The organism is Halocatena salina, assembly GCF_023115355.1.
In the GTDB taxonomy this organism is placed as follows: domain Archaea; phylum Halobacteriota; class Halobacteria; order Halobacteriales; family Haloarculaceae; genus Halocatena; species Halocatena salina.
The window spans coordinates 1,764,135-1,786,668 of sequence record NZ_CP096019.1 but is presented as its reverse complement, the minus strand read 5'-3'; the positions used below and the strand labels follow the sequence as shown (position 1 = coordinate 1,786,668).

The window sequence follows — 22,534 nt, the reverse complement described above, 5'->3', positions numbered from 1 at the left end:
TCGTTGGAAACCAGAGGGTGCCACAACACCCTCCGAAAGGTCGTTCCATCGCAGCGACAGAACCACAGTAAATTCTGAACCAAGCGAACTTGAAGGTATCGGCGTGAAAGATGGTGTTGAACAGGCAATTCTATTGCATAGCTGGGCACAAACGGGTAAATGTCCCAAATGTGAGTGTACGTCTTCGCTGCTCATCGGTCCTGAAACGAAATCCGAAGATAGGCTCGTAGAAGTGGTAGACTGCGAAATCTGCGATGCAGTGATGCACGAAATAGTCGGTCAGATCGATTGGAAGAACACATTCTAATCTCGAAGTAGTTCTCGTAGCCATCTTCTCGTTTTGAAATCTGTATAGATGCTATGGGAGAACGTTCTACTAAAATGAATTAGTAGTCGAGAGATATCAGCCTACGAGCTATCGAACAACTCTTCTATTTTGTTAGACATCTCAATAATTTCAGAAACGATCAGTTCTTTGCGCAGGTTGAGAAAATCTTCGAACTGAGCAACAGTATACAGATCTTGATTATCATCTTGAGGAATATAGTGTCGGTTTAGTTGTGATTCATGTCGACTCTGAAGCCACTCATTGTATGGACGATCTGCTTTCTCAGCATTTTCTTCTGGCGTAAGCAATTGGAGATTGAGAATACTATCTCGGAGTGAATCATACCGTTTTGCTTGGGTAACATTCATATCATAGTCTTCTATCAAATTCCTTTCAGTTAATTCACTTCTAGGAAAGATATGATCGATTTCGAATGTCTCGTGCTCACTAGCTGGATCAGGGAAGTACAGCAGTGAAAGAAATATTTTAGCATGTCTGTCACGATACTTGAGACTCTGAAGCATCTCTCGCGCTTCCTCCTCAAGGAATGTGATTGGTTTCCCCATTGCAAGTACTTCATGATGGAGGCTTTCAAGCGGAAACACACCGCGTGGCGCAGCCTCAATAGCATCTTGTGTAACTGTCATCACCTGATGTCCTGACTGTGTATAACTTCCCTTCAGGAGGGTAGTCGAAAGCCAGTAGAAAATCTTTGCTCTCGTTTTCCGACCCTGTTTAGATTCCCAGCTTAAGTTATAATTTTTATTTAAATAGAAGAAATAAACTATTGGGATAATTGCCACAGTTGAGGAGACAGAACGTCCATCTAATCCATAACTCTTGATTAAATCTAATGCCTTAAAAAATGACCCCTCAAATTCATCCTCTTCGAAGGTAGATTTCATCTCTTGTAGATTATCGGATGAAAATGCCTGCATATCGTATTTACTTCGCAAACCAGTCGCTACAAGGAGACTACGCAAGACAAAATTGGTGGCAAAATTGAAATTAGAATTTGGATAATAGTTATTGAGTTTATCAACTAACGTGGTAACCTTTTTTCTAGCATCAGTTGGATTATTACTTTTTGACCACTCTGCTGTCGCTACGGACAGCATCATCTCTTCTTTGCTTAATTGCGTCCCGCCATCATTCGCTCTAATAAAGATATCGAGTATATCATCATTATGTTTCGCCCCCAATTCATAATAGTTGATTATATTCCGTTCGTGGAAAGTTTGCCAAAGGTCGTTGAGGTTTCGTTGAATATTTGACCTCTCAATTCCATCAATTCCGACCATCTCAAGTTCATTCATGATTTCATCAGTTCTCTCATACGCATCATCTCGTGACTCGATATCTAGAATATCACCAACAAAAAACCAGTATTCAGTCTCTGAGTGAGAGGGCTTGGGTTCTTTGAATTCCAACATATATTTCAATCCGAATTCATTGTCCATGACTGTCGCATTATCAAACAACAAATTCATATACAGCTTTTTACGATCCCAAGAATCAGGCTTTTTCTTGCGTTGGTTATAGCCACGATCTGTAAGACTTCCCTTAAGTCCAATATAGAAAGACGAAAGTCGTTGTTGGCCATCAAGCACTAGCGTCAATTTATTAGGGAGACCTTCGCTGTACTCATCTCGAACTTTTGGATTGCGAAAGTCCCTATCGTCAAATTCAGCAGGATATACACCTTCAGTAATGTAATGTTTGATGAATTCATATTTGATACGTTCTTTTGCAACTTTACCCCTAACGTTCCAAAAGAGGAACGAACCAATCGGGTAGCCCCTAATAACTGAATCGAATAGCTGAATAATTTGATCTGTATTCCAGACAAATTCACGTTGAATACCAGGTAGGAAAAACTGATTATTAATGTCGGGAATAATATTCGCAATTTGCATCGATTGATAGGTCATAGCCTACATCGAGTTATGCCATTTATAAAAATTTTGTCCATTTCTCTATGAGCATTATTGTTGGAGTATAATCATTTATGGCTCCGAAATCAATATTCATGGCACCGGCTGCTCGGTCCCAACAAATCATACTTTTAAGTCCGAATAACTATTCCCGTGAAACACGAGGCCGGAGTACGACAAAACCACCCTCAACATCGATGTCGACGTAATCGCCAGGTGTGAGATCCGATCGTTCGCGAACCGATTTCGGGGTCGTGACGCCCCTTTGCTCTCGATTTACTGGGTATCGAAACGGGTGTCCATACCACTGCTCGATTCTACTACGGGAGAATCGGGCAAAATCGTCACGACGCCACGGGAACGACCCTTGCACTAATTTACTCACGACCATGCTCATATTCTGGGATATCCAAATCGAAGTATCCATACCTGTGCATTGGAGAATGAGGATATGAACAGGGCGGAGAAAGCGACCCTCCAGTTACGGGCGGTTGCAGTGTTGCGGACGCTCAAAGAGACGCGAACGTACGAGGAGCTAGCTGAAACGACCGGCTTTCCGGCAGGCGATCTGAACCGGTACGTCAACGGACACGTCCTGCCGGGCACAGAACGCGCCCGGCAACTGCTGGCGGACATCGGTCCCCAAGCGCTCGCCGACGAACTCGAACGACACATCGCGTTCGACGACGCGGGATACATCGATAATTCGGCGCTCGTGTTCGATCAGACGTTTCTCGACCTCACCGCGCCCGTAGCCGCAGAGGCGTTCGACTTCGACCAGCCAGACGTCGTGTTAACCGCCGCAACCGACGGAATCACGCTCGGATCGGCGATGGCGCGGTACTTCGACGCCCGCATCGCCTACGCGAAAAAAACCAAAGAAACCGCCGTCGAAGAGTTCATCGAGGCACGATCTCGACTCGCCAGCGGGATCGAACTCACGTATTATCTGCCCGAACACGCGCTCGAACCGGACCAACGGGTGCTCGTCGTCGACGATCTGATCCGGTCGGGAGAAACCCAAGAACTCCTGTTGGACATCGCGTCCATCGCGGAAGCCTCCGTCGTCGGCGTGTTCACCCTCATCGCAGTCGGCGACGATGGGATCGAGATCGCCCGCCAACGAACCGATGCACCTGTCGAATCACTACTAACGCTCGAATAGCACACCTATCCATGATCGTGTATATTTCTATCGGAAGTCGATAGAAATACTTAATTACGCTGTTTCGATTATGCTCATTCGTGTAAGATGGCACCGATCGATGGGATCTCATCGCTCTTCGGACTCGAGGAGCACGACACCGACCTCCGGACCGAGATCGTCGCCGGGCTGACGACGTTTTTGACGATGTCGTACATCGTCGTGGTGAACCCGCAGATCATGGGACAGGTGATAGATGTCGGTACCCGGAGCGACGCGCAGATCGTACAGATGCTCACAGTAGTGACGATCCTGTCGGCAGCGGTTGCGACGTTCGTGATGGGGGTGTACGCCAACCGTCCGTTCGCGTTGGCACCGGGACTCGGGTTGAACGCGTTTTTCGCGTTCACAGTCGTCGGGACGCTCGGTGTCCCGTGGCGGACGGCGCTCGCAGCGATCGTCGTAGAAGGCGTGATCTTCGGAGTGTTGACCCTGATCGGCGCGCGCAAATACGTGATCGAGCTGTTTCCGAAACCGGTGAAACTCGCGGTCGGTGCAGGAATCGGACTGTACCTCGCTATCATCGGGTTACAAGCGATGCGGGTTACCGCTGGTGATGCGAGCACGTTCGTGTCGCTCAACCCGGTGTTTGCGACCGATCCAGTGGCGATCATTTCCGTCGTCGGGCTGTTCGTGACGTTCGCGTTGCACGCACGCGGGATTCGAGGCTCGATCGTTCTCGGTGTACTTGGGACGACGGTGATGAGCTACCTCGCGGCTGCACTCGGATACAACGCTGTCCCCGCGAAAAACGCGCCACAAGGAACGACGCTGAGCAGCGACGCGGTGCTCGATCCCATCTCGGTGTCGACACTGTCGTCCGATCCCCTGTCGGCGTTCAGCTACACCAGCGGTGGCTACGACATCACCCCCCTGATCGGTGCGTTTCTCGAAGGATTGGCCGACATCGATTCGCTCGCGTTCGCGCTGATCGTGTTCACGTTCTTCTTCGTGGACTTCTTCGACACGGCAGGGACGTTAACGGGCGTCTCTCAAGCCGCTGGCTTCCTCGATGAGGACGGCAACGTCCCCGAGATCGACAAGCCACTGTTGGCCGACGCGATCGGCACGACTGTAGGTGGTATCCTCGGCACGTCGACGGTAACGACGTACATCGAATCGGCGACCGGCGTCGAGGAAGGCGGACGGACTGGTCTGACTGCAGTCGTCGTCGCTGGACTGTTTCTCGCATCGCTGGCGATCGTTCCGTTGGCCTCGGCGATCCCGATGCACGCCTCTCACATCGCGCTCGTCGTCGTTGCGGTTCTCATGCTCCGAGGCATCGTGGACATCCAGTGGGACGATTTTACCCACGCCGTGCCGGCGGCACTAACGCTACTCGTAATGCCCTTTACGTTCTCGATCGCCTATGGCATCGCGGCAGGGATCATCGCCTACCCGGTCGTAAAGGCCGCTGGCGGCGAGTGGGCTGACGTCAGACCGGGGCAGATGGCGCTGCTCATGGTTTTCGTCCTCTATTTCTACGTTCGTACGAGCGGACTCCTCACACACCTTATATAAATATATTGATTGTTTCTGAGGTGTATCGGCGGTGTTTTATTACCGGCCCCGAACGTAACCACACCGATGTCATCGATCGAGCTCTACGAACTGGAGGGGTGTCCGTTCTGTGCGACAGTCACACAGAAATTAGAGGAGCTTGGACTCGATTACGAATCACACATGGTACCTCGATCCCATGCAGAACGCGACGAAGTCAAGGAAGTGAGCGGGCAAACCGGTGTGCCCGTGCTCGTCGACCACGAGCACGGCGTCGAAGGACTGCCGGAGTCGAGCGATATCATCGCGTATCTCGAAGAAACCTACGGCGAACAAGCATAGTTCGAAGGCGACCGAGTGGTAGAACTGCCTCTCTAGAAGAGCAACGTAACACACCGCGAAAGTAACGAATCGGAGTGTTCATCCGCGGACTATCTGTCAGTAGACAATACGGTGTCGGTACCGAGCACAAGCCATCAGCCTCGGATCGGGAACACTCAACGTCTCAATAGCGATCGATAGCCCGACGGTCCGTGTTGCTACTACGATATCCAGCGATATGAATTCTCCACACCATTCTTGATATTAATATATTAGTATGTGGAGATATGATAGCACAAGTTTCATATTTAGCGGTCCGTGATAGTTCTCGAAGAGTGCCGATGAGCCGATCATCAAACGTAGATATTTCGCCCTTTTCCGTTCTCTTGCCGGTGTACGCTGGCGACGATCCCGACCATTTCGATACAGCGATTACGAGCATCGCAGAGCAGACGCTCGTTCCGGACGAGATCCTGGTCGTTCGGGACGGGCCTGTGCCCGAGCCGCTCGAAACCGTTATTCGAACGTGGAAAGACGACTACGAAAAGACGTTCAGGGTCCACGAGATCGAAACCAACCAAGGACTGGGTAATGCCTTGCGGGAAGGGATGCAGGAGTGTTCCCACGAGTACGTCGCCAGGATGGATGCCGACGACGTCAGCGTCCCGGATCGATTCGAGAGTCAAATGAAGTTTCTCCACAACAACCCAGATATCGACGTTGTTGGAGGATATCTCGCCGAATTCGACACCGATCCCGACGAAACACACGCAAAACGGACGGTACCATGTCGTCACGACGAGATAGAAAAGCGAGCCAAGTTCCGGAGTCCGATGAACCACGCTACGGTGCTGTTCCGTCGGGAATCAGTGATGGAAGTAGGGAACTATCGGGCTGTGTCTCGGATGGAAGATTACGATCTGTGGGTCCGGATGCTCATGAACGGTGCCCGGTTCTGGAACGTGCCTGAAGTCCTGTTAAAGATGCGAGCCGGAGACGAACTGTACGACCGTCGGAAAGGCTACGAGTACGCTCGACGGGAGTTCGAACAGCAATGTGGCTGGTACCGACGAGGATTCATCGGTGCATCCGAGTTCACGTTCAACGTCCTCACCCGTGTTGGGATCCGGTTCGCACCCAATTCGGTCAGAAAATACGTGTACACTCGCTTCAGAAATCAGACCGGCAATTGAACGGTAGAGCGACCCACGGGCGTTTCGAAGGCGCTTTCAATCAGCCCAGTCGGCGGCATCGAACAGCTGTTCGCGCGCCGTGTCGACGACCGTTCGGCCGCTTTCGCTGACAGGTTCATCCGGTTCGACTGGCTCGCGCCCGTCACACACGTCGTTGATCATGCGGACACCGTCCGAAAGCGATTCAAGTCCGTAGCCACCTTCGAGCACGAACGCGAGAGCGGCATCGAGACGGTCCGAGAGCGCGCGACACCGGGCGGTGAGCACCCCGTATCCCTCCGTCGAGACCCGCATGCGAGAGATCGGATCGCGTTCGTGAGCGTCGAAGCCCGCACTCACGATAAGGAGGTCCGGATCGAACCGCTCTAAGGCCGGTATAATGGCTTCTTCGAAGGCATACAGGTAGACAGCGTCGTCGCTTCCCGGTGGAAGCGGAAGATTGAGCGTTCGGCCTGCACCCGCATCGACACCGGTTTCTTCGACTGTTCCAGTACCGGGATACAACCCCTGTTCGTGTAACGAGGCATAAAACACGTCGTCGCGATCATAAAAGATGTCGTTGGTGCCGTTGCCGTGGTGAACGTCCCAATCGATGATCGCTACCCGGTCGATGCGCTCTAATGCTGTCTCGGTTGCGATCGCGGCGTTGTTGAAAAAGCAAAATCCCATCGCATCGTCGGCGATGGCGTGGTGTCCCGGGGGACGACCGATCGAAAACGGTGTTTCGCGCCCCGACGCCCCATCAAGTGCCGTCTCGGTGGCCCACACGGCAATACCCGCACTCGCAAGCGCGGCGTCCCACGTCTCCGAAACGGCGACCGTATCAGCATCCCACTGTCCACCACCGTCGGCACAGAACTCCCGTACTTGTTCGACGTAGCCGGGATCGTGGACCGTGGTCACGATCTCCGGAGACACCGACTCGGGAGTGACGTACTCAACGCCGTGCTCGTGCGATAAGACGCGACGGATCGCGCGGATCCGATCCGGTGATTCGGGATGACGCGCTCCGGTATCGTGTAAGAGGCATTGTTCACGGTGGCCGAACTTCATACGTAGCTCGACCCGATTCGTCTGCTCGTGGTGCGCCGCTCAGACAGCCGGGTCATGGCCGGAGAGGCCACGTCAAGCTGTCCACTGCGGGAAGGGAACGCGTTCGATGCGGTGGATGTAGAGCCGTCGGTACGACTCACCGCGATTCGATCGCAGTGGTGTGTCGTATGCTGTGCCTGCGGGTGAGCGAGTCGTGGGCGGAAACCCGCCGAGGGAACGCCCACGACTGTAGTCGTGGGAAGCATTACTAGAAGTGCTGTTCGACGTCGAAATACAGTTCGACGTCCTCGGATTTGATCGTCCGACGACCGGCGTGACGGGCGAACGCCGCCGCCGCCGCGGCGATCGCAGTCGCATACGATTCGAGGCGTGCTGCCAACGCGACGCGGGCGTCCATCGAAACGCGGTACCGATCGTCGATATCGAGGCGGGCGATACGATCGACGGGAGCGATCGGAAGGTCGACGGTGCTTCGATCAGCCGATTCGACGCCGAAATCCTCCGTCATTAACGTCTTTCGACCGTTTTCGGTCGCTCGTTCGGCAGCATCAACCGCCAACGCTGCACCGTGTGTTTGAATACGACGGGCCAGAACCTCGGCTGCGTCGGCGCTCACCCGGAGATTTCCAGCGTTCCGACGGATAACAGCGTCTACCGGGGCAAACGGTAGCTCGACGCTCATAGCCACATACCCGGCTGTCGCAGGCTTAAACGTTCCGCGTTAGCTGACAGCGGAAGAGATCCCGGAACCAGCGTGGTATCGCTGGCGTGGAGGTCGTCATAGGACATCGTCAGCGTCGAGCGTGCCGTCTCTGATCCGGCCGTGAACAGTGATCTCCTCTCCAAGATGCACATCCACATCGGTTGCGACCGAAATGGTCGTCTGTCCGTCATCGAGAATCACCGGGTCACCAGTTTGAACGACAGTCCCAGTGAACTCCTGCCGTTCGGTGCTCGTCTGGTGCTCAGTAGTACTGGCAGCGGTCTCCCCGTCAGTGAACGCGACGAGGGAACCACTTCCCGTCTCCGCTCGGTCGTCCGCCCCCGACGAAGTAGCTCCTGTCGTGTCCGTCGTGTTCGCAGCATCCCCACTTGACGCGTCGTCGTCCAACACCGTGACCGTCGATCGCCATCCGGCCGAGGCTTCTATGGAATCCTTCCACCCGTCTTCGATCTCGACGCCCGCAAACAACGCCTCATCCCCCGGTGCGATATCGATATCGGCCTTCTCACCCCAGAGCGCGACGCGGATGTCGGCCGTCTGATCCTGAACGCGGACGTTTCGGACCTGTCCCTCGCTTCCATCATCGCGCTCAAACGTTCGCTTTGAATCGGTCGACCGGATGACGCCGGCGATGTCGGCCGTTTGTCCGACCTCAAGCGACTCGATCGACGCCGCATCGAGAACGAACTCGACTTCCTCGTCGATCGGTTCGACGGTGCCACCGTTTCCGACGTGGAGTTCGAGCTGTCCATCGCGCTCGCTCACGGAGCCATCGATGATCTCGATCGATGTTCCAGACGAGAGATCGTCAACGCTGTCGGCCTGTTCGTCCCACAATGCGACGCGAACGTGTCCCGACTCATCACCGATCAGGAGGTTCGAAACGCGACCGTCGCTTCCATCGTCTCGGGTGAACGTACGCACTGGTTCCGTGGCGAGCACTCGCGCCGTAAGCGTCACGTCGTACTGGTCCATCGAAAGACCCTCGATGGTGGTCTCAGGATCGACAGACACGTCGATCTCGGTGTCGGGTGCGGGTTCGATGCGACTCGCGCTCACCTCGATCCCGGAGTAGCCATCTGTCGGCCGACCTTTGATTCGAAGCACCTGCTCACAGGCTAGTTCCTCGGCGGCCGCGATCGCGCGATCATCCCACAACGAAACGCGAATCCGGCCGGTTTCGTCAGCAACCTCGATGTTCAACACGTGGCCGTCGTCCTGATCGTCGTCGCTGCCATCGGTGCCGTCGCGTTCGAACGTTCGGAGCTCGCCGACGGACGTCACCTTACCGACGAACGCTACCTCCGTCGGACCCGGATCGATCGCCGCGATCGAGTTCGGCTGGCTGTCGGAAACCTCATGGACGACGATCTGTGCGGCGGTTTCCGTGTCGACGAGACCGGCCATCTCTTCGGTCTTTGCCTCGACAGCGTCCCGAAACGCCTCCTGACTGACGTCGGGATCTAGTTCCTCGTAGAGATCCTCGATCTGGCTCATTACGCTGAATATGGTAACACGGCCGCTAAGCACTGTCGGTTAGACGATTCCGTCCACATACGCTGTGTGGCTCCCGTTTCCCGTTTCAATGTTCGGACCCGAAACGATGGATGACGAGTTCGAATCGCAACGGCTTTAGGGGAATACACGAAAGAGAGGGATGAGTCCTGATAGGGTAGTGGACTATCCTCTTGGCTTGCGGAGCCAGGGACCGGAGTTCAAATCTCCGTCAGGACGTGTTTCTGATGACCACTAGTAGTGAAGTATCTACGAAGTAGATACATTGTTGATACGATACCATCCACAGTGTTAAATGATGACGTGATCGTTTTTCTATATAATGGCCGGTAGGAAAGACAGCACGAAATGCAGTGAAGCGGCAGTACACGAGTCCGTGACTGAACACCGGTTGACCGAGCGTAAGTTCGGCGTTCTTATGGGGTATCTGTACACCCAGCCACTCATCGAGTACCTTACTGACGACGAACAGCCCCATTTCATCCTTGATAGAGCCGGAAATATCTCGCTTTCCGGCCCAGATATCCCAGCGAAACCGGAAATGACAGCAGCCGGTACCGTAAAGCATCTCATCACCGATCAGCGCTGGCTGGTCGTCGCCGGAAATAAGAACGGCGATGAAACGCTTAGTGTGCCACTCCAGGATATCACAGGGATTTCCGTCGAGACTGACTTGCTGTCACACGACGTTTCATTCACGACTGAACAGTTTCGGCTGGATGCTCCGATCGCAAAAACGCACGAAAGTGACATAGTTCAAACCCTACAAGAATGGCTCGTCGCGAACACGGCAGCCACAGGGACGGGGTTACAGCAGCTCGTAGCCGATGAGGAGCCTGAGACGACAGCATCACTGGACGTTGGCGAACTCATCGACAACGCTCTCCACGACTCAGTGACCGAACAACGACTGACCGAACTCGAGTTCGGGCTACTCACAGGGAAGTTGTACACCAAACCCCTCATCGATTACCTCGGTGAGAACGAACAACCGCACTTCCTCTTTTCGCCAGGACTGTCCGATGGGAAAATCGATCTCGTAGGATCGTCAGCTCCGACGCCCCCAAAACAAGCGGGGACGAACACAACGATGCATCTCATCACCGATCAGCGCTGGCTGGTCGTCGCCGGAAACGAAAACGGCGATGAGACGCTCAGTATACCACTCCAGGATATCACTGGTCTCGCTGTGAAAACAGAGCCGTGGACGAATATAGTCTCGTTCACGACCGATCGGTTTCGCTTTGAAGCACCGATCAAGATCGATGAAGAGGATCTCGAGGGGCTACATCGATGGTTGGTCGTGAACACCGGCGTTGATGGGACCGGACTAAAACCAGTCGATCAGCCGGAAAAAACCACTGCCGGAGCCGATCCGGACGGAATCACGGCTCTCATCGACGTCGCCACCCACAGCTCCGTGACTGAACCCCGACTGACCAAGCTAAAAACCGGACTCCTCACACGGGATTTCTACACGAAGCCGCTCATCGACTATCTCCGAGAGGATGAACAACCGCACTTCATCCTTGATACGGACATGACCACTGTCTCACTCGAAGGAGCCTACGCACCGAGAGTACCGGAACACAACGCAGCCGGTACCGTAAAGCATCTCATCACCGATCAGCGCTGGCTGGTCGTCGCTGGAAACAAGAACGGGGATCAGACACTGACCGTCTCACTTTCTGCGATAAATGGGGTCGAACGAGAGGACAGAACGATCGAAGTGACGACCGATCAGTTCCTCCTCAAAGCTCCGATCGCGATCCGTGAGGAAAACGAGCTGCGATCGATAGAACGGTTTCTTATCGCGAACACAGCAGCCGATGGCAGCGGACTAAAAGAGATCGAACACAGCCTTGAAGTCCACATGGACGCCGAGCCACAAGGATCGTGGGTGACGGAATCACGAATCACGAAGCTGGGAAACGTGTTGGAAACGGGGGAGGCCGTTCACTACATGTTTCGTGGTAGTTCACTCGATATCGAAGGCGGTGGCCCCGAGGATAAATCCTCACTGACCGGCGTTTTCACGGCGATCACCGACAAGCGAATCGCTATCAACGTCTCACAGTTTCTCGGTGACGACGAGCGTTATATTCCGTATTCCTCGATCATTTCGTGTGATCTCGATACAGGGGTGGCCTTGCGATATGTAACGATTAGCACTATGAATCTCACGTATAAGATTGGCGTGTCACAGCCCAGCGACAGCGAATTGCGCGAGGCACTCCAATTCATTCGGAAAAAAGCAACAGCAGCGAAAGACGCAGCCAACGAGACCGGTCGGTCAGATCCAGATCCAACCGAACAGCTCAAGAACATCAAGGAACTCCACGACGAAGGCGTGCTCTCCGATGAGGAGTTCAACGAGAAAAAACGACAGCTGTTGGATCGGATCTGAGACCGCACATTCATCGGACACAGGATTTTCCTCGGTGCATCGCTGGGATACGGTATGCTCCGCCTCGCGGTCACGACCAACGCCCAGACGTACGAACGCATCCGCGAGCCACTGGCCGAGCGGGAAATCGCTGTCGATCACGTACAGGCTGATGAACGGGTGCTAGATCCGAGTTCGACACCGTTCGGATCGTTCGATGTCGGGCTCGTGTATCCGACTCGTCTGCCGGAGGGCGGCGTCGTGGATGCCTTCCTCGGAGTGCCGTGGGTTAACGATCGAGAGGCGATGCTTCGATCCAGACACAAAGCTGAAACCATCGCACGCCTCCAGCAAGCAGGGATCCCGACACCGAAGACAGTAGCGGTGTCGAATCCGGTCGACCGGTCGACACTAGCGTCGGTGTTCGATCGGTTCGATCCGCCCATTGTGATAAAACCGAACTCAGCCACTCGCGGCGCAGGTGTCACGACAGCCACTGATCTCGATGCGTTTCTCGGCGTCGTGGACTACCTTGATCTCCTCCACGAACACCGCACTACGGCCGACAAGTCGTTTCTCGTACAGGAGTACCTGCCCGAGGCTCGGGACTACCGAGCGATGGTCATCGACGGCGAATACGCGGGCGCGGTCGAACGCCGCCATCCCGATCAGAACCGGTGGAAACACAACGTCCACCAAGGCGCGCGAGCAGAAGGGATTGAACTGCCGGAGGAGTACCGCCACATCGCGGAACGAACGGCAAGCGCGCTCAACATCCCGTATCTCGGTGTGGATCTGCTCGTGAGCGACGGCCACCCCTACGTCACCGAAACCAACGCTCGGCCAACGATCGACGAGCGGTCGAAATACGAACCGGGGTTTTACGACGCACTCGCCACCCTCATCCGAAAGCAGTAGCTCGACACCTCCGACGACCGTCAGCTGCCCAGTAAGCTAAACGTAAAGGTCTCATGCCGTAACAGCCGTATATGGAGGTCAAATCACGCCATCATCTCCGGAGTGATGCGATCGAGCGCATCGAAACGAACCTCGCCGACTCGCTCGGCGTCGATATCGAGGGAGAAACGTTCGAACACGTCGAATTCACTGACAGCGAGACGGAGCTGGTGCTCGTCAACGACGATCCGCTCATCACCTACTTCGGCGCGAATGGCTCCGAACCGTTTCTCACCGTTCGTGGTGCCAACGCCTACCCACCACAACGGCGCGTCGTGACCGTCGACGCCGGCGCAGTCTCGTTCGTCTCGGACGGAGCAGACGTGATGCGTCCCGGTATCGCCGACGCCGACACGACGATCGACGCCGGGGATCTCGTCGTCATCACCGAACAGTCTCACGGCAAAGCCCTCGCTATCGGCCGATCACGGGTCGAGGGCACTGAACTACAGGGCGACAGCGGCAAAGTCGTCGATTCGCTACACCACGTCGGCGACGAACTGTACAACGTGACCCTGTAAGGACCATCGAACTCACGACGCACCGGCTAACAACGCATCACAACGCACGCTCCGTTCCAAATATGAGACGCATACCATATTCGGTACGCTTATCAGCGATGGCTACGGACGGTGAGACATGGCAGAATCGACTGGAGTAGCAGCGGGGGCAGACGAACGGGAGGTGTTGAAGCTGCTCGCACTCGATGGTGCGTTGGCCGGTCGTGCACGGGTGACGTGTTCAGAGCTTGGCGACCGGCTCGGGGTATCGACCCAGACGGTGTCGCGCCGGCTCCAACGGCTCGAAGACGCGACGTTGATCGAGCGACGGATCGTTTCCGATGGACAGGTGGTGGAGACGACCGAAGCAGGCGAGCGCGTGCTGCGAGGAGAGTACGCCGACTACCGCCGGCTGTTCGAACACGGCCAAGAGATCGAACTCACGGGAACGGTAACGGGAGGAATGGGCGAAGGAAGCCACTACATCTCACTGCCCGGATACATGCGTCAGTTCGAATCGAAGCTCGGGTACACGCCGTTTGCAGGGACGCTAAACGTCGAACTGAACGAAGAAAGCGTTCACACCCGAGCGGGGGTGGAGTCGATCGAGCCGATCCGAATCGAAGGCTGGGAAAACGACGATCGGACGTACGGACCGGCGTTCTGTTGGTCTGCGAGCGTCGAAGCTGACGGTCAGATGTACGAGTCGGCCCACGTCATCGCGCCGGAACGGACACACCACGCTGACGACCAGCTCGAAGTCATCGCCCCTGACAAACTACGCGACGTACTGTCGATAGACGACGGCGACACACTCACCACGTATGTCGAAAAGTGAACCAGATACACACCACGCTGTCGAGGACGTTGTGAACGCGTTCGGCCGTGGTGAGCCGGTGTTGATCCACGATGCGGCTGATCGAGAGGGTGAGACAGATCTCGTGTATCCAGCAGGGGCAGTCACACCGAGCGCAGTCGCTCGAATGCGCAACGATGCGGGAGGACTGGTGTGCGTTGCGCTCTCCGATGCAGTTTGTGAGACGTTCGGTCTGCCGTTCGCGCAGGATATCATCGACCATCCCGTGGGAACGGATCCGGAGCTGGAGTACGACGATCGGTCCTCGTTCTCGCTCACGGTGAACCACCGCGATACGTACACCGGGATCACCGACGCCGACCGATCGCTGACGATTACCCAGCTCGCGGCAGCCACCGAATCGCCCGAGTCGTTCGATTTTGCCCACCAGTTCCACGCACCGGGCCACGTTCATCTGCTCCGTGCCGCGCCGGAGTTGCTGTCTGACAGACAAGGACACACTGAATTCGGGGTTGCACTGGCCCAAGCCGCAGGACAGCCTCCCGCAGTCGTCGTCTGTGAAATGCTCGACGACGATACCGGTACCGAACGCTCGCCAGCCAGTGCGCGGGCGTACGCACGACACCACGACCTCGTCTACGTCGAGGGAAGTGATCTCATCGATCGGCTCACCTGAAGTCCCTATCCTTCCCGGTCAGTCCCGGCTTGCAGTCAGTCCAGTAGCGGCGAACGGTACCAGTTGCTCGTTCGGATGAATAGACGGGGCCGGTGTCGACTCATTCGAACCGCTCGGGGCGGTGCGTCCACGCCGGTGCAGGACCGTACAGTCGGCCATCAGTCGCTTCGGTGTAGGGCATCGATTCGGGCGCTTCGAGCAGTTCGAGGTACAGTCCCCACTCTACCCGGCAGTAAACGTAGGTCAGCCCTGCTGTTGGGCCGTCCTCGTTGGTGTGTGGGCCATCGAGCACCGTAACGTCGGGACGATCAGCCAGCGCAGAGACGGCTGCGTCGATATCCCCGACCTGTAGCGCGAGATGCATCGCACCGACATCGGCGTTGTTCGTGGGCGTCTCGTTCTGGTCGGGCGCGTCCCACTCGAACAGTTCGAGGTTCATCGTCGGTCCACAGCGCACCATCGCCAGCGAAGCTGTAGCGTCGGGATGGACATCCAACCGTCGCTCCAGCGAATCTCCATCGGGATCGCCGAACGGTCCCTTTCGATACAGCTCCTCACAGCCGAGCGCATCCACGAAAAACGCCAGAGCCTCATCCAGATCCGGAACGGTCAGCCCAATGTGGTGAACGTTTCTCGCCGTCGGAAGGTGTTCGTCGGTCACGTCACGTCGATCGGGTGGCTGCAAAATAACCGTGGCGTCCGTCAGCCCGATCACCGACGAACGTCCACACCGACTCCATCGAGCACGTCGAAGAAATCGGGGAACGAAACGTCGACGTGTTCTGCGCCCTCGATCGTCGTCTCGCCCTCTGCGAACAGTCCTGCGATCGACAGCGCCATGATGATGCGGTGGTCGTCGTAGCCAGCGACGCGTGCCCCTCGAAGCGTCGAGTCACCGCCGTGGATGGTGAGCGCATCGTGTTCCTCAGTGACGCGGACGCCCAGTTTCTCCAATTCGCTCGCCATGGCCGCCACGCGATCAGTTTCCTTATACCGGACGTGTTCACAGTTCACGATCTGTGTCTCACCCGTCGCGGCCGCGCCGAGAACTGCGACTGTCGGAAGGAGATCGGGCGTGTCGCCCACGTCGACCGTAACGCCGGAAAGCGCCGACCGGGAGACGCTGATACGTCCCTCTGTCCGATCCCAGTTGATGTCTGTACCCATCCGTTCGAGGATCTCCACGATGGCCACGTCGCCTTGCGCACTCGGAACCAGACCCTCCACGACGAACGACCCATCAGCGGCCACTGCTCCCGCTGCGAGGAGGTATGACGCAGAGGAGAAATCTCCCGGAACGGTGTACTCACCGTCTTCCGGTCGGTAAGCCTGTCCACCCGGTACCGAAAAGCCCGTTTCGGTTCGGTCGGTGTCGACACCGAACGCTGCGAGCAGTTCCTGCGTGATGGTGACGTAGGGGGCGGATTTGAGCTCGGTTTCAAGATCGATCGTGATGCCCTCGGCGGTCACCGCACCAGCCATCAGCAACGCAGTAACGTACTGGGAGGATACGTCCCCCGGAATCGAAACGACGTCGCCGTTGATCGGGCCACGGATCACCAGCGGCGCTTGGCCGTTGCTACGGGTACTTTCAGCACGCCCACCGAGCTGGTCGATCGCATCGAGCAGCGGTCCCTGCGGCCGGGAGCGGAGCGACCGATCGCCGGTGATGACCGTCATTCCGTCAGCCAGCGCCGCCGTTGCCGTGATTAATCGCGTCGTCGTTCCGCTGTTGCCACAGTCGATGACGTCTGTTGGAACGGCCGGACGACCGTCGAAACCGGTGATGGTTACCGACTCGTCGGTGACGTCCACGGCACCACCGTACTGCTCAACGGCTCGCATCGTCGCCCGTGTATCAGCACTCATGAGTGGTCGACGGACCGTTGCACTGTCGGCATATCCCGATGCGAGAATCGCCCGGTGGGTGTAGCTCTTCGACGGCGGTGCACGAACGCGGCCCGACACCGAAGAGCGTGAGATCGTTACGTCCATGCTCGTCGCTTGTTCCCCTGCGATATACGATTTGGGAGTCGTACACACGATTTCGAGATCACGAACGACTATATTCACAGATATTTCTGTACGTGTAGACAGAAACGATTGAAATAGGGTGAATTACAACACAAATAGACGAGTCTGATCGAAATGCGTGTTGAATGGGTCCGCGTCTCACACAACGTTTATGATACAAACGGCAATTATTACGCCTATGGACGCTAAACGTCCCATCGCAGATTGCATCGGAAACGATTGTTCTGGATTCAGTATGTTCCGATTTGCGACAGGGATGTTTATCGATCCAACAGGGACACGATCCGATACAGTGCGATTCGACGCGTTCTCCAACGCGACGGCTCGCTTGCGCCCCCGGTATCGTGACGGACACGCCCTGGCCAGTGGTCACGGCTACCGAATCTAATAAATGAGTACGTCACGTCATCCGATCGCGCTTCGTTTAGAACGCCACGTGGGGCCCGGTACGAGGCTGTTGACGACCGTTCTGGCGTTGCCGCTCGTAGACGGGATCTTTCCTGCCCTCGTCATCGCTGGCGCAGTCAACACGATACCGGGTATTCTCGAGGTCGGACTGCTCGTGTTCGGAGGCAGTGCGACGCTGTCGGTCGTACTCGCCGAGATGGATGGAACGCGCCGCGAACAGGTTACGTCGATTCTGCTGGTCGGAACGGGCATCATCATCCTCGCAGCCGTCGAAGCCGCACTCGCGCCAACGATCAAATCACTGCTCGTTCTCAAAACGTTCGAGCGGTTTGCAGCACTGGTAATCCTCGCTATCGCCGCGAAAACAGCCAGCGCCACCGTCGGAGAATACCTCCCGAGTCCGGGCGTCATCATCGGCCTTGGACTGCTCGCAAGCCTCGATCCCGGAAACGCCGAGCTGATGTTCACGACCGATACCATGTTGATCGCTCGGAGTGTCGCGGCAGCCGTCGTCGGCGTCGGGTTCACGCTTGGAGTGGCGCTTGCCGGTAACACCCTGCGTAAACACGTCTCACTCGACTACTTCCGCTTCGGTAGCGCAGTCGCTCTCGGGGTGCTCTCGTTGTCAGTGTTGGGCGTTATCTCCGATCAGATCCCGCTTGCACTGGCAGTATTGGGCGTTACAGCGCTGTTCTCTCTCGATCCGAACGCAGAGCAGGAAGTGATCCAGCCCATCAAGAACGACATCGATGAAAACACCGAAACGCCGGACGGCAGAGGACCCGATCCCGGAACCGGATCGAAACCAGACGCGGAAACCGAACCGGAACGACCATCCGAACCGGACGCCCCATGGATATAGCACCGGCAAGCGGTGTAGGATGGAATGAGAAACTGGAGTGGTGAGCCGGAACCGTCGCAAAGGGAGAGCGCATCACCTCACTGAAGACGAACTCGATCGACGACTCCCACAGGCAGACGGCCACGAGATCGTCCGCCGACCCATTTTCATCAAGAACTCCCCCATGGATGATACACTGGAGGAGCCGCCACCCACATCGGAAACTCAGCTTCGACCGGGAACCGGTGGGCGTGCCGTTGGAACGTCGAACGAGCATCGGAACACGACAGTGAAAGCCGGGACTGACGCCGATAGTAGGCGGAATCCTAGTGTGTGAGACAACTTCCAGCACAGGGTAGCTATGGGTTTTGGATATGGTAATTTTACTATAATAACGAAGTGAGTAAATAAAGATAAGTATTATCTAGTAACCTACCAAAATATATAATTGATAGTAAATCAAACAGAGAGATCGAAACGATGGATCGAATTGTTGTCACAGAAGACGTTCGACAAATAGGGATCAAAAATCCGGTCGGATGCCTCATCAATGGGCTTGATGTCCGGTCTGAGGCGACCAAGCTCGACGAACATGTTACAGAACTTGAAAGAAAAATAGACACGAAATCGGAGGAAATACTTAGCAGAAAAGAAGTTACTTCATACCATGATGTTTTCGAAGCGGTCGGACATCCGGGACAGGAGCCAGCCGGCGAACAGCTCATACGACTCATAGAAGAGCAAGGGTTGAACCGTCACAACAACGTGGTCGATGCGTACAATATCGCTAGCGCCGAGCGGGGGATGGGACTGGGAATGCACGACGTGACGGCGCTGTCGGGGGACGTGTACGTCCACCGGGCCAGTGGCGGCGAGCGCATCCTTCCGATCTTCCACGAAAAGCCGGTACAGGCCACCGCTGGCGACGTGCTTCACGAGGTCGACGGACAGATACTCGGGATCCTCGGTCCAGTCGATCGGGATGCAGGCGCATACCGGGTTACTGAAGCGACCGAACAGGCGCTACTGCTATCGCTGGGCAACGAAGAGACCTCCGAGGAAGACAACCGGGCGGTGTGTCGGCGCGCTTACGACCTGATCTGTGAAACATGTCCGGACGCCACGCTGACGTTCCTCGATGTCGTCACCCAGGACGCTGCCGACGCCGACTCAGTTGCCGCTTCTCCTTAAATCGGATCCGCCTCCTCCCAGAGGGTCTCAAACGACTGCATCGCGTTCGTAAGATGGTCGTTGTCCATGATCGTGACCCCCTGTACATCGAGTGATGGAGAGATAACATATCCGACACGGCCGTCTGCGTACAAGTAATCTTGTTCGGTGAGAAAATCATACAACACCGGGTCTTCGCTTTCGAGATCGTCCTCTGCAAGGTCGTACATACCGCAGCCAGTAAACAGCGGAGAGTCCGTTACACGAAAGCTACAGTTAGATCGGACAATGCCCTCGCTGTTGGTTTGTTCGATGAGGAGCCGACGGAACTGTTCGATCTGCGATGGCCAATCCGTCGTGGGGGTATCCGCGAGCAGATACTGATACTCTCGTCCTTGACTCAGGTTATTAGCAACAGTTTTAAAGAAGCTACCCGGTGTCTTCGGGCAGTCGTCCTGAAGATTGTAATGCAGCGTCTGGAGCATCAGCCGCGTCGTTTGGCTGTGCCGTTCGAGGGATGTCAACTCGGTGTCTGCGATGATTCCCGCGTACAGGCGTCGGCTTGGATTCTCTTCGAGATACTGCTCGATCTCCGTATCCAGCATCTGCGAGAGCCGACGACCCACGTGGGCCACGAGAGCCGTATGCTGAGCCGTTCGAACCTGCACGTCCTGTAAGGATTGATCCATATACCGTACGACTGGATCGGGGTCCATCTGGTCACCCTCCTCGTCTTCACCGAGTACGAGATAATCGAGACTCACGTCCAACGCCGTGGCGAGTGCAACGAGCTTCTCCAAACTGGGACGTGTCTCACCTTTCCGATACTGTGTGATCGATGACGACGAAACACCTACTTCATTCGCAATTTCAGCATTACTTTCATCTGTGATGGCTAGAAGTTCGGATAACTTCTCTTCTATTTTGATTTCAAATTGATCTTGCATAGCTATGCTTAATTACTCATAGCTATGAAAACGTTTGGGAATAATAGGAATTATTGTAAATGAATAAAACCAATGAGAGGTAAACAATGGACGACATATAAGTATATAGAGACTGTTCATAGGTAGTATGGTGAGTGATTAGGACAGTAAAAGATCATATCAGCAATCAGTCTGTAGAGCGTTAGATCTGAGGATATCCGCCGTAATAACACTCAACGTACCGTTCTACATGAACTACAACGGCCAGCGACAAACGTCCAACAGTAAACCATCATTCGACCAATGTGATAACAAAGATGTTTGAAATGAATGTATGTAGCAACACCGATCAACCAGACTGGAAGATAAGTCCATCCCATTGGACAGCGTTGAGGCAGGAACTATGACAATAATTGAGAACGATCATTCGAAAAAGATGATTTTTCACCGATACAGCAACCACGACGATGGTCGATCAACGAGAACGGCTTGCAAACCATACACGAATCACCGATTCAGGTTGAGAAGAACGCCGATCGATACGGCATCGTTTGGGTGGTTTAATAGCCGTCAGATGATGATCGAATGGAGCGGCGTCGAAGTACGAACAGCATCGTCATGGAATCACACTGTCGACCGACAGGCACCGAAACCGGCTGTTTCATCAGTATGAATCTCGCCACCCCAACTCAGCAATCGTGTCCTCACTGCGGCGCGACAGTTGTCGCCGATCCGCGCCGTGGAGAAACGGTGTGTACCGAATGTGGCACCGTTCTCGAAGAAGAGGCCGTAGACCACGGACCGGAGTGGACAGCCTACAACTCGCGTGAGTATGCGGAAGTCGCGCGCACCGGCGGACCGACATCGATGACGATGCACGACAAAGGGTTGTCGACGTTCATCAGCGATCGGGATCGGGACGCTTCCGGACGGCAGCTCAGCGCGCGCAAGCGAAACCAGATGCGACGGCTTCGAACGTGGAACGAGCGGTGTCGGACGCGGGATGCCACGGAGCGCAACCTCAAACAGGCGTTTACGGAGATCAATCGGATGGCGAGTGCACTCGGACTACCCCAGTCCGTTCGAGAGACCGCGAGCGTCATCTATCGACGGGCACTCGATGAGGGGTTGTTGGTCGGGCGGTCGATCGAAGGTGTCGCGGCCGCAGGCGTGTACGCGGCAGCCCGTCAGGAAAGCATTCCCCGCACGCTCGACGAAGTGACGACGGTCGCCCGTGTCGACCGCAATCGGATCGCACGGGCCTATCGAACCGTCGGTGGAGAGTTAGGGCTGGCGATCGAGCCGGCCGATCCGACGGCGTTTCTGCCTCGCTTTGCGTCGGGCGTAGACTGCTCCGAAACAGTCCATCGACAAGCCCACGATCTGCTCGAATCCGTCGCTGGCACCACGTATACGAGCGGCAAGAATCCAGCAGGGTTGGCTGCTGCTGCGCTGTACGCCAGCGCCTGCCTGACCGGTGAGCGGATCACTCAACAGGAGATCAGCAGCGTTGCCGATATCACGAGCATGACGATCCGTACTCACTACCGAGATCTGATCGAGCATGCCCAAGTCGAGAAGGACTGATCGATGGTCGCTGGACGTCGCAGCGCCAAATCGTCGGTAACGCTGATGGAGTAATCGATGAGAAACGATCAATGGGTGTGTTTTTATCGTTCGCGCCGGGAGTCACGGCTATGACTTTCGTTACGACACTTCGGTTCACGAGCGGCGACCGCCATGTGCTCGACTCGGTCGTGAATGACATCAAACAGACGGCACGACGAAAGGGAGTAGAACTGAAAGGTCCCCACTCGAAGCCACCGGAAGATCTCCGGGTTCCACAGTCGAAATGTCCCGGACGAGATTCAAAGGAGTTCCGTCCGTGGCGATACACGATCTACACGCGAACGATACACATCCTCGGACACGGGGAGTTCGCCCGCGATACAGCAGCTCGTGATTTTCCCGATGACATCTACGTCGAAGCCGATGTCGACCGCATCACTGGCGGTGGAGCCGACACGTAGCTACAGAGCGTTGTCCA

The 22,534-nt window shown here is 55.7% G+C and carries 23 protein-coding genes and 1 tRNA gene; 16 read left to right on the top strand and 8 right to left on the bottom strand.

Features of this window, described 5'->3' with window-relative positions; genetic code table 11:
* Positions 1–408 precede the first annotated feature (408 nt).
* Both MW046_RS09105 and MW046_RS19720 read right to left on the bottom strand, forming a co-directional pair.
* Positions 409–2,259 carry a DUF262 domain-containing protein gene (locus MW046_RS09105; protein WP_247992797.1) on the bottom strand — a complete coding sequence of 617 codons (1,851 nt, stop codon included), beginning with the start codon at positions 2,257–2,259 and terminating at the stop codon, positions 409–411.
* A gap of 148 nt (positions 2,260–2,407) precedes the next feature.
* Positions 2,408–2,653 (bottom strand): AbrB/MazE/SpoVT family DNA-binding domain-containing protein, encoded by a 246-nt coding sequence (locus MW046_RS19720; RefSeq protein WP_438268185.1) that lies wholly within the window; start codon positions 2,651–2,653, stop codon positions 2,408–2,410.
* Positions 2,654–2,713: 60 nt separating this feature from the next.
* Between MW046_RS19720 and MW046_RS09100 the strand changes: the two genes are divergently transcribed.
* From MW046_RS09100 to MW046_RS09085, 4 genes are all read left to right on the top strand, one after another.
* Entirely contained in the window at positions 2,714–3,427 is a 714-nt protein-coding gene (locus MW046_RS09100; protein WP_247992796.1) for a phosphoribosyltransferase family protein, read from the top strand.
* Between the two features lie 87 nt (positions 3,428–3,514).
* Positions 3,515–4,987, top strand: coding sequence for an NCS2 family permease (locus MW046_RS09095; protein ID WP_247992795.1), 1,473 nt, complete (start codon positions 3,515–3,517; stop codon positions 4,985–4,987).
* A 66-nt stretch (positions 4,988–5,053) separates the two neighbouring features.
* Entirely contained in the window at positions 5,054–5,308 is a 255-nt protein-coding gene (locus MW046_RS09090; RefSeq protein WP_247992794.1) for a glutathione S-transferase N-terminal domain-containing protein, read from the top strand.
* Between the two features lie 320 nt (positions 5,309–5,628).
* Entirely contained in the window at positions 5,629–6,480 is an 852-nt protein-coding gene (locus tag MW046_RS09085) for a glycosyltransferase (protein ID WP_247992793.1), read from the top strand.
* A 36-nt stretch (positions 6,481–6,516) separates the two neighbouring features.
* On the opposite strand, the gene MW046_RS09080 is transcribed toward MW046_RS09085, so the two are convergent.
* From MW046_RS09080 to MW046_RS09065, 3 genes are all read right to left on the bottom strand, one after another.
* Positions 6,517–7,533: a histone deacetylase family protein gene (locus MW046_RS09080; RefSeq protein WP_247992792.1), complete on the bottom strand. Its 1,017-nt coding sequence runs from the start codon at positions 7,531–7,533 to the stop codon at positions 6,517–6,519.
* Positions 7,534–7,780: 247 nt separating this feature from the next.
* Positions 7,781–8,215: a histone gene (locus tag MW046_RS19425; protein ID WP_282190204.1), complete on the bottom strand. Its 435-nt coding sequence runs from the start codon at positions 8,213–8,215 to the stop codon at positions 7,781–7,783.
* A 96-nt stretch (positions 8,216–8,311) separates the two neighbouring features.
* Positions 8,312–9,754, bottom strand: a complete 1,443-nt coding sequence (locus tag MW046_RS09065) for a single-stranded DNA binding protein (protein WP_247992791.1) — start codon at positions 9,752–9,754, stop codon at positions 8,312–8,314.
* A 164-nt stretch (positions 9,755–9,918) separates the two neighbouring features.
* Between MW046_RS09065 and MW046_RS09060 the strand changes: the two genes are divergently transcribed.
* The 6 genes from MW046_RS09060 to ribB all read left to right on the top strand — a co-directional run bounded on the left by MW046_RS09060 (position 9,919) and on the right by ribB (position 15,108).
* A tRNA-Arg gene (locus MW046_RS09060) sits at positions 9,919–9,991 on the top strand.
* A gap of 103 nt (positions 9,992–10,094) precedes the next feature.
* Positions 10,095–12,179 carry a PH domain-containing protein gene (locus MW046_RS09055; protein ID WP_247992790.1) on the top strand — a complete coding sequence of 695 codons (2,085 nt, stop codon included), beginning with the start codon at positions 10,095–10,097 and terminating at the stop codon, positions 12,177–12,179.
* A gap of 54 nt (positions 12,180–12,233) precedes the next feature.
* Positions 12,234–13,076, top strand: a complete 843-nt coding sequence (locus MW046_RS09050; RefSeq protein WP_247992789.1) for an ATP-grasp domain-containing protein — start codon at positions 12,234–12,236, stop codon at positions 13,074–13,076.
* A gap of 71 nt (positions 13,077–13,147) precedes the next feature.
* A complete protein-coding gene (locus MW046_RS09045) occupies positions 13,148–13,636 on the top strand; it encodes an RNA-binding protein (RefSeq protein WP_247992788.1) in 489 nt (162 codons plus the stop codon).
* A 118-nt stretch (positions 13,637–13,754) separates the two neighbouring features.
* Positions 13,755–14,453, top strand: coding sequence for a DUF120 domain-containing protein (locus tag MW046_RS09040; RefSeq protein ID WP_247992787.1), 699 nt, complete (start codon positions 13,755–13,757; stop codon positions 14,451–14,453).
* Positions 14,440–15,108 carry a 3,4-dihydroxy-2-butanone-4-phosphate synthase gene (gene ribB, locus MW046_RS09035; RefSeq protein ID WP_247992786.1) on the top strand — a complete coding sequence of 223 codons (669 nt, stop codon included), beginning with the start codon at positions 14,440–14,442 and terminating at the stop codon, positions 15,106–15,108. The genes MW046_RS09040 and ribB overlap by 14 nt, the downstream gene beginning before the upstream one ends.
* A gap of 100 nt (positions 15,109–15,208) precedes the next feature.
* Here ribB and MW046_RS09030 read toward each other — a convergent pair whose 3' ends face one another.
* Positions 15,209–15,823, bottom strand: a complete 615-nt coding sequence (locus MW046_RS09030) for a VOC family protein (RefSeq protein WP_247992785.1) — start codon at positions 15,821–15,823, stop codon at positions 15,209–15,211.
* On the bottom strand, positions 15,820–17,103 hold the full coding sequence (gene aroA, locus MW046_RS09025) for a 3-phosphoshikimate 1-carboxyvinyltransferase (protein WP_247992784.1): 1,284 nt from the start codon (positions 17,101–17,103) through the stop codon (positions 15,820–15,822). The genes MW046_RS09030 and aroA overlap by 4 nt, the downstream gene beginning before the upstream one ends.
* Before the next feature lie 217 nt (positions 17,104–17,320).
* On the opposite strand from aroA, the gene MW046_RS09020 reads away from it, so the two are divergent.
* The 4 genes from MW046_RS09020 to MW046_RS09005 all read left to right on the top strand — a co-directional run bounded on the left by MW046_RS09020 (position 17,321) and on the right by MW046_RS09005 (position 19,582).
* On the top strand, positions 17,321–17,530 hold the full coding sequence (locus tag MW046_RS09020; protein WP_247992783.1) for a hypothetical protein: 210 nt from the start codon (positions 17,321–17,323) through the stop codon (positions 17,528–17,530).
* A 3-nt stretch (positions 17,531–17,533) separates the two neighbouring features.
* The gene (locus MW046_RS09015) at positions 17,534–18,412 is read left to right on the top strand and encodes a DUF5794 domain-containing protein (RefSeq protein WP_247992782.1); all 879 of its coding nucleotides are present in this window, start codon (positions 17,534–17,536) and stop codon (positions 18,410–18,412) included.
* Positions 18,413–18,452: 40 nt separating this feature from the next.
* Entirely contained in the window at positions 18,453–18,728 is a 276-nt protein-coding gene (locus tag MW046_RS09010; protein ID WP_247992781.1) for a hypothetical protein, read from the top strand.
* 143 nt (positions 18,729–18,871) lie between these two features.
* Entirely contained in the window at positions 18,872–19,582 is a 711-nt protein-coding gene (locus tag MW046_RS09005; RefSeq protein ID WP_247992780.1) for a phenylalanine--tRNA ligase beta subunit-related protein, read from the top strand.
* Here MW046_RS09005 and MW046_RS09000 read toward each other — a convergent pair.
* On the bottom strand, positions 19,579–20,508 hold the full coding sequence (locus tag MW046_RS09000; protein WP_247992779.1) for a helix-turn-helix domain-containing protein: 930 nt from the start codon (positions 20,506–20,508) through the stop codon (positions 19,579–19,581). The two genes, MW046_RS09005 and MW046_RS09000, sit on opposite strands and share 4 nt — an antisense overlap.
* A gap of 564 nt (positions 20,509–21,072) precedes the next feature.
* On the opposite strand from MW046_RS09000, the gene MW046_RS08995 reads away from it, so the two are divergent.
* Together MW046_RS08995 and MW046_RS08990 are read left to right on the top strand one after the other, a co-directional pair.
* Complete coding sequence (locus MW046_RS08995) at positions 21,073–22,074, top strand: transcription initiation factor IIB (protein WP_247992778.1); 1,002 nt, start codon at positions 21,073–21,075, stop codon at positions 22,072–22,074.
* A gap of 110 nt (positions 22,075–22,184) precedes the next feature.
* On the top strand, positions 22,185–22,517 hold the full coding sequence (locus MW046_RS08990) for an uS10/mL48 family ribosomal protein (RefSeq protein WP_247992777.1): 333 nt from the start codon (positions 22,185–22,187) through the stop codon (positions 22,515–22,517).
* Positions 22,518–22,534: the final 17 nt, after the last annotated feature.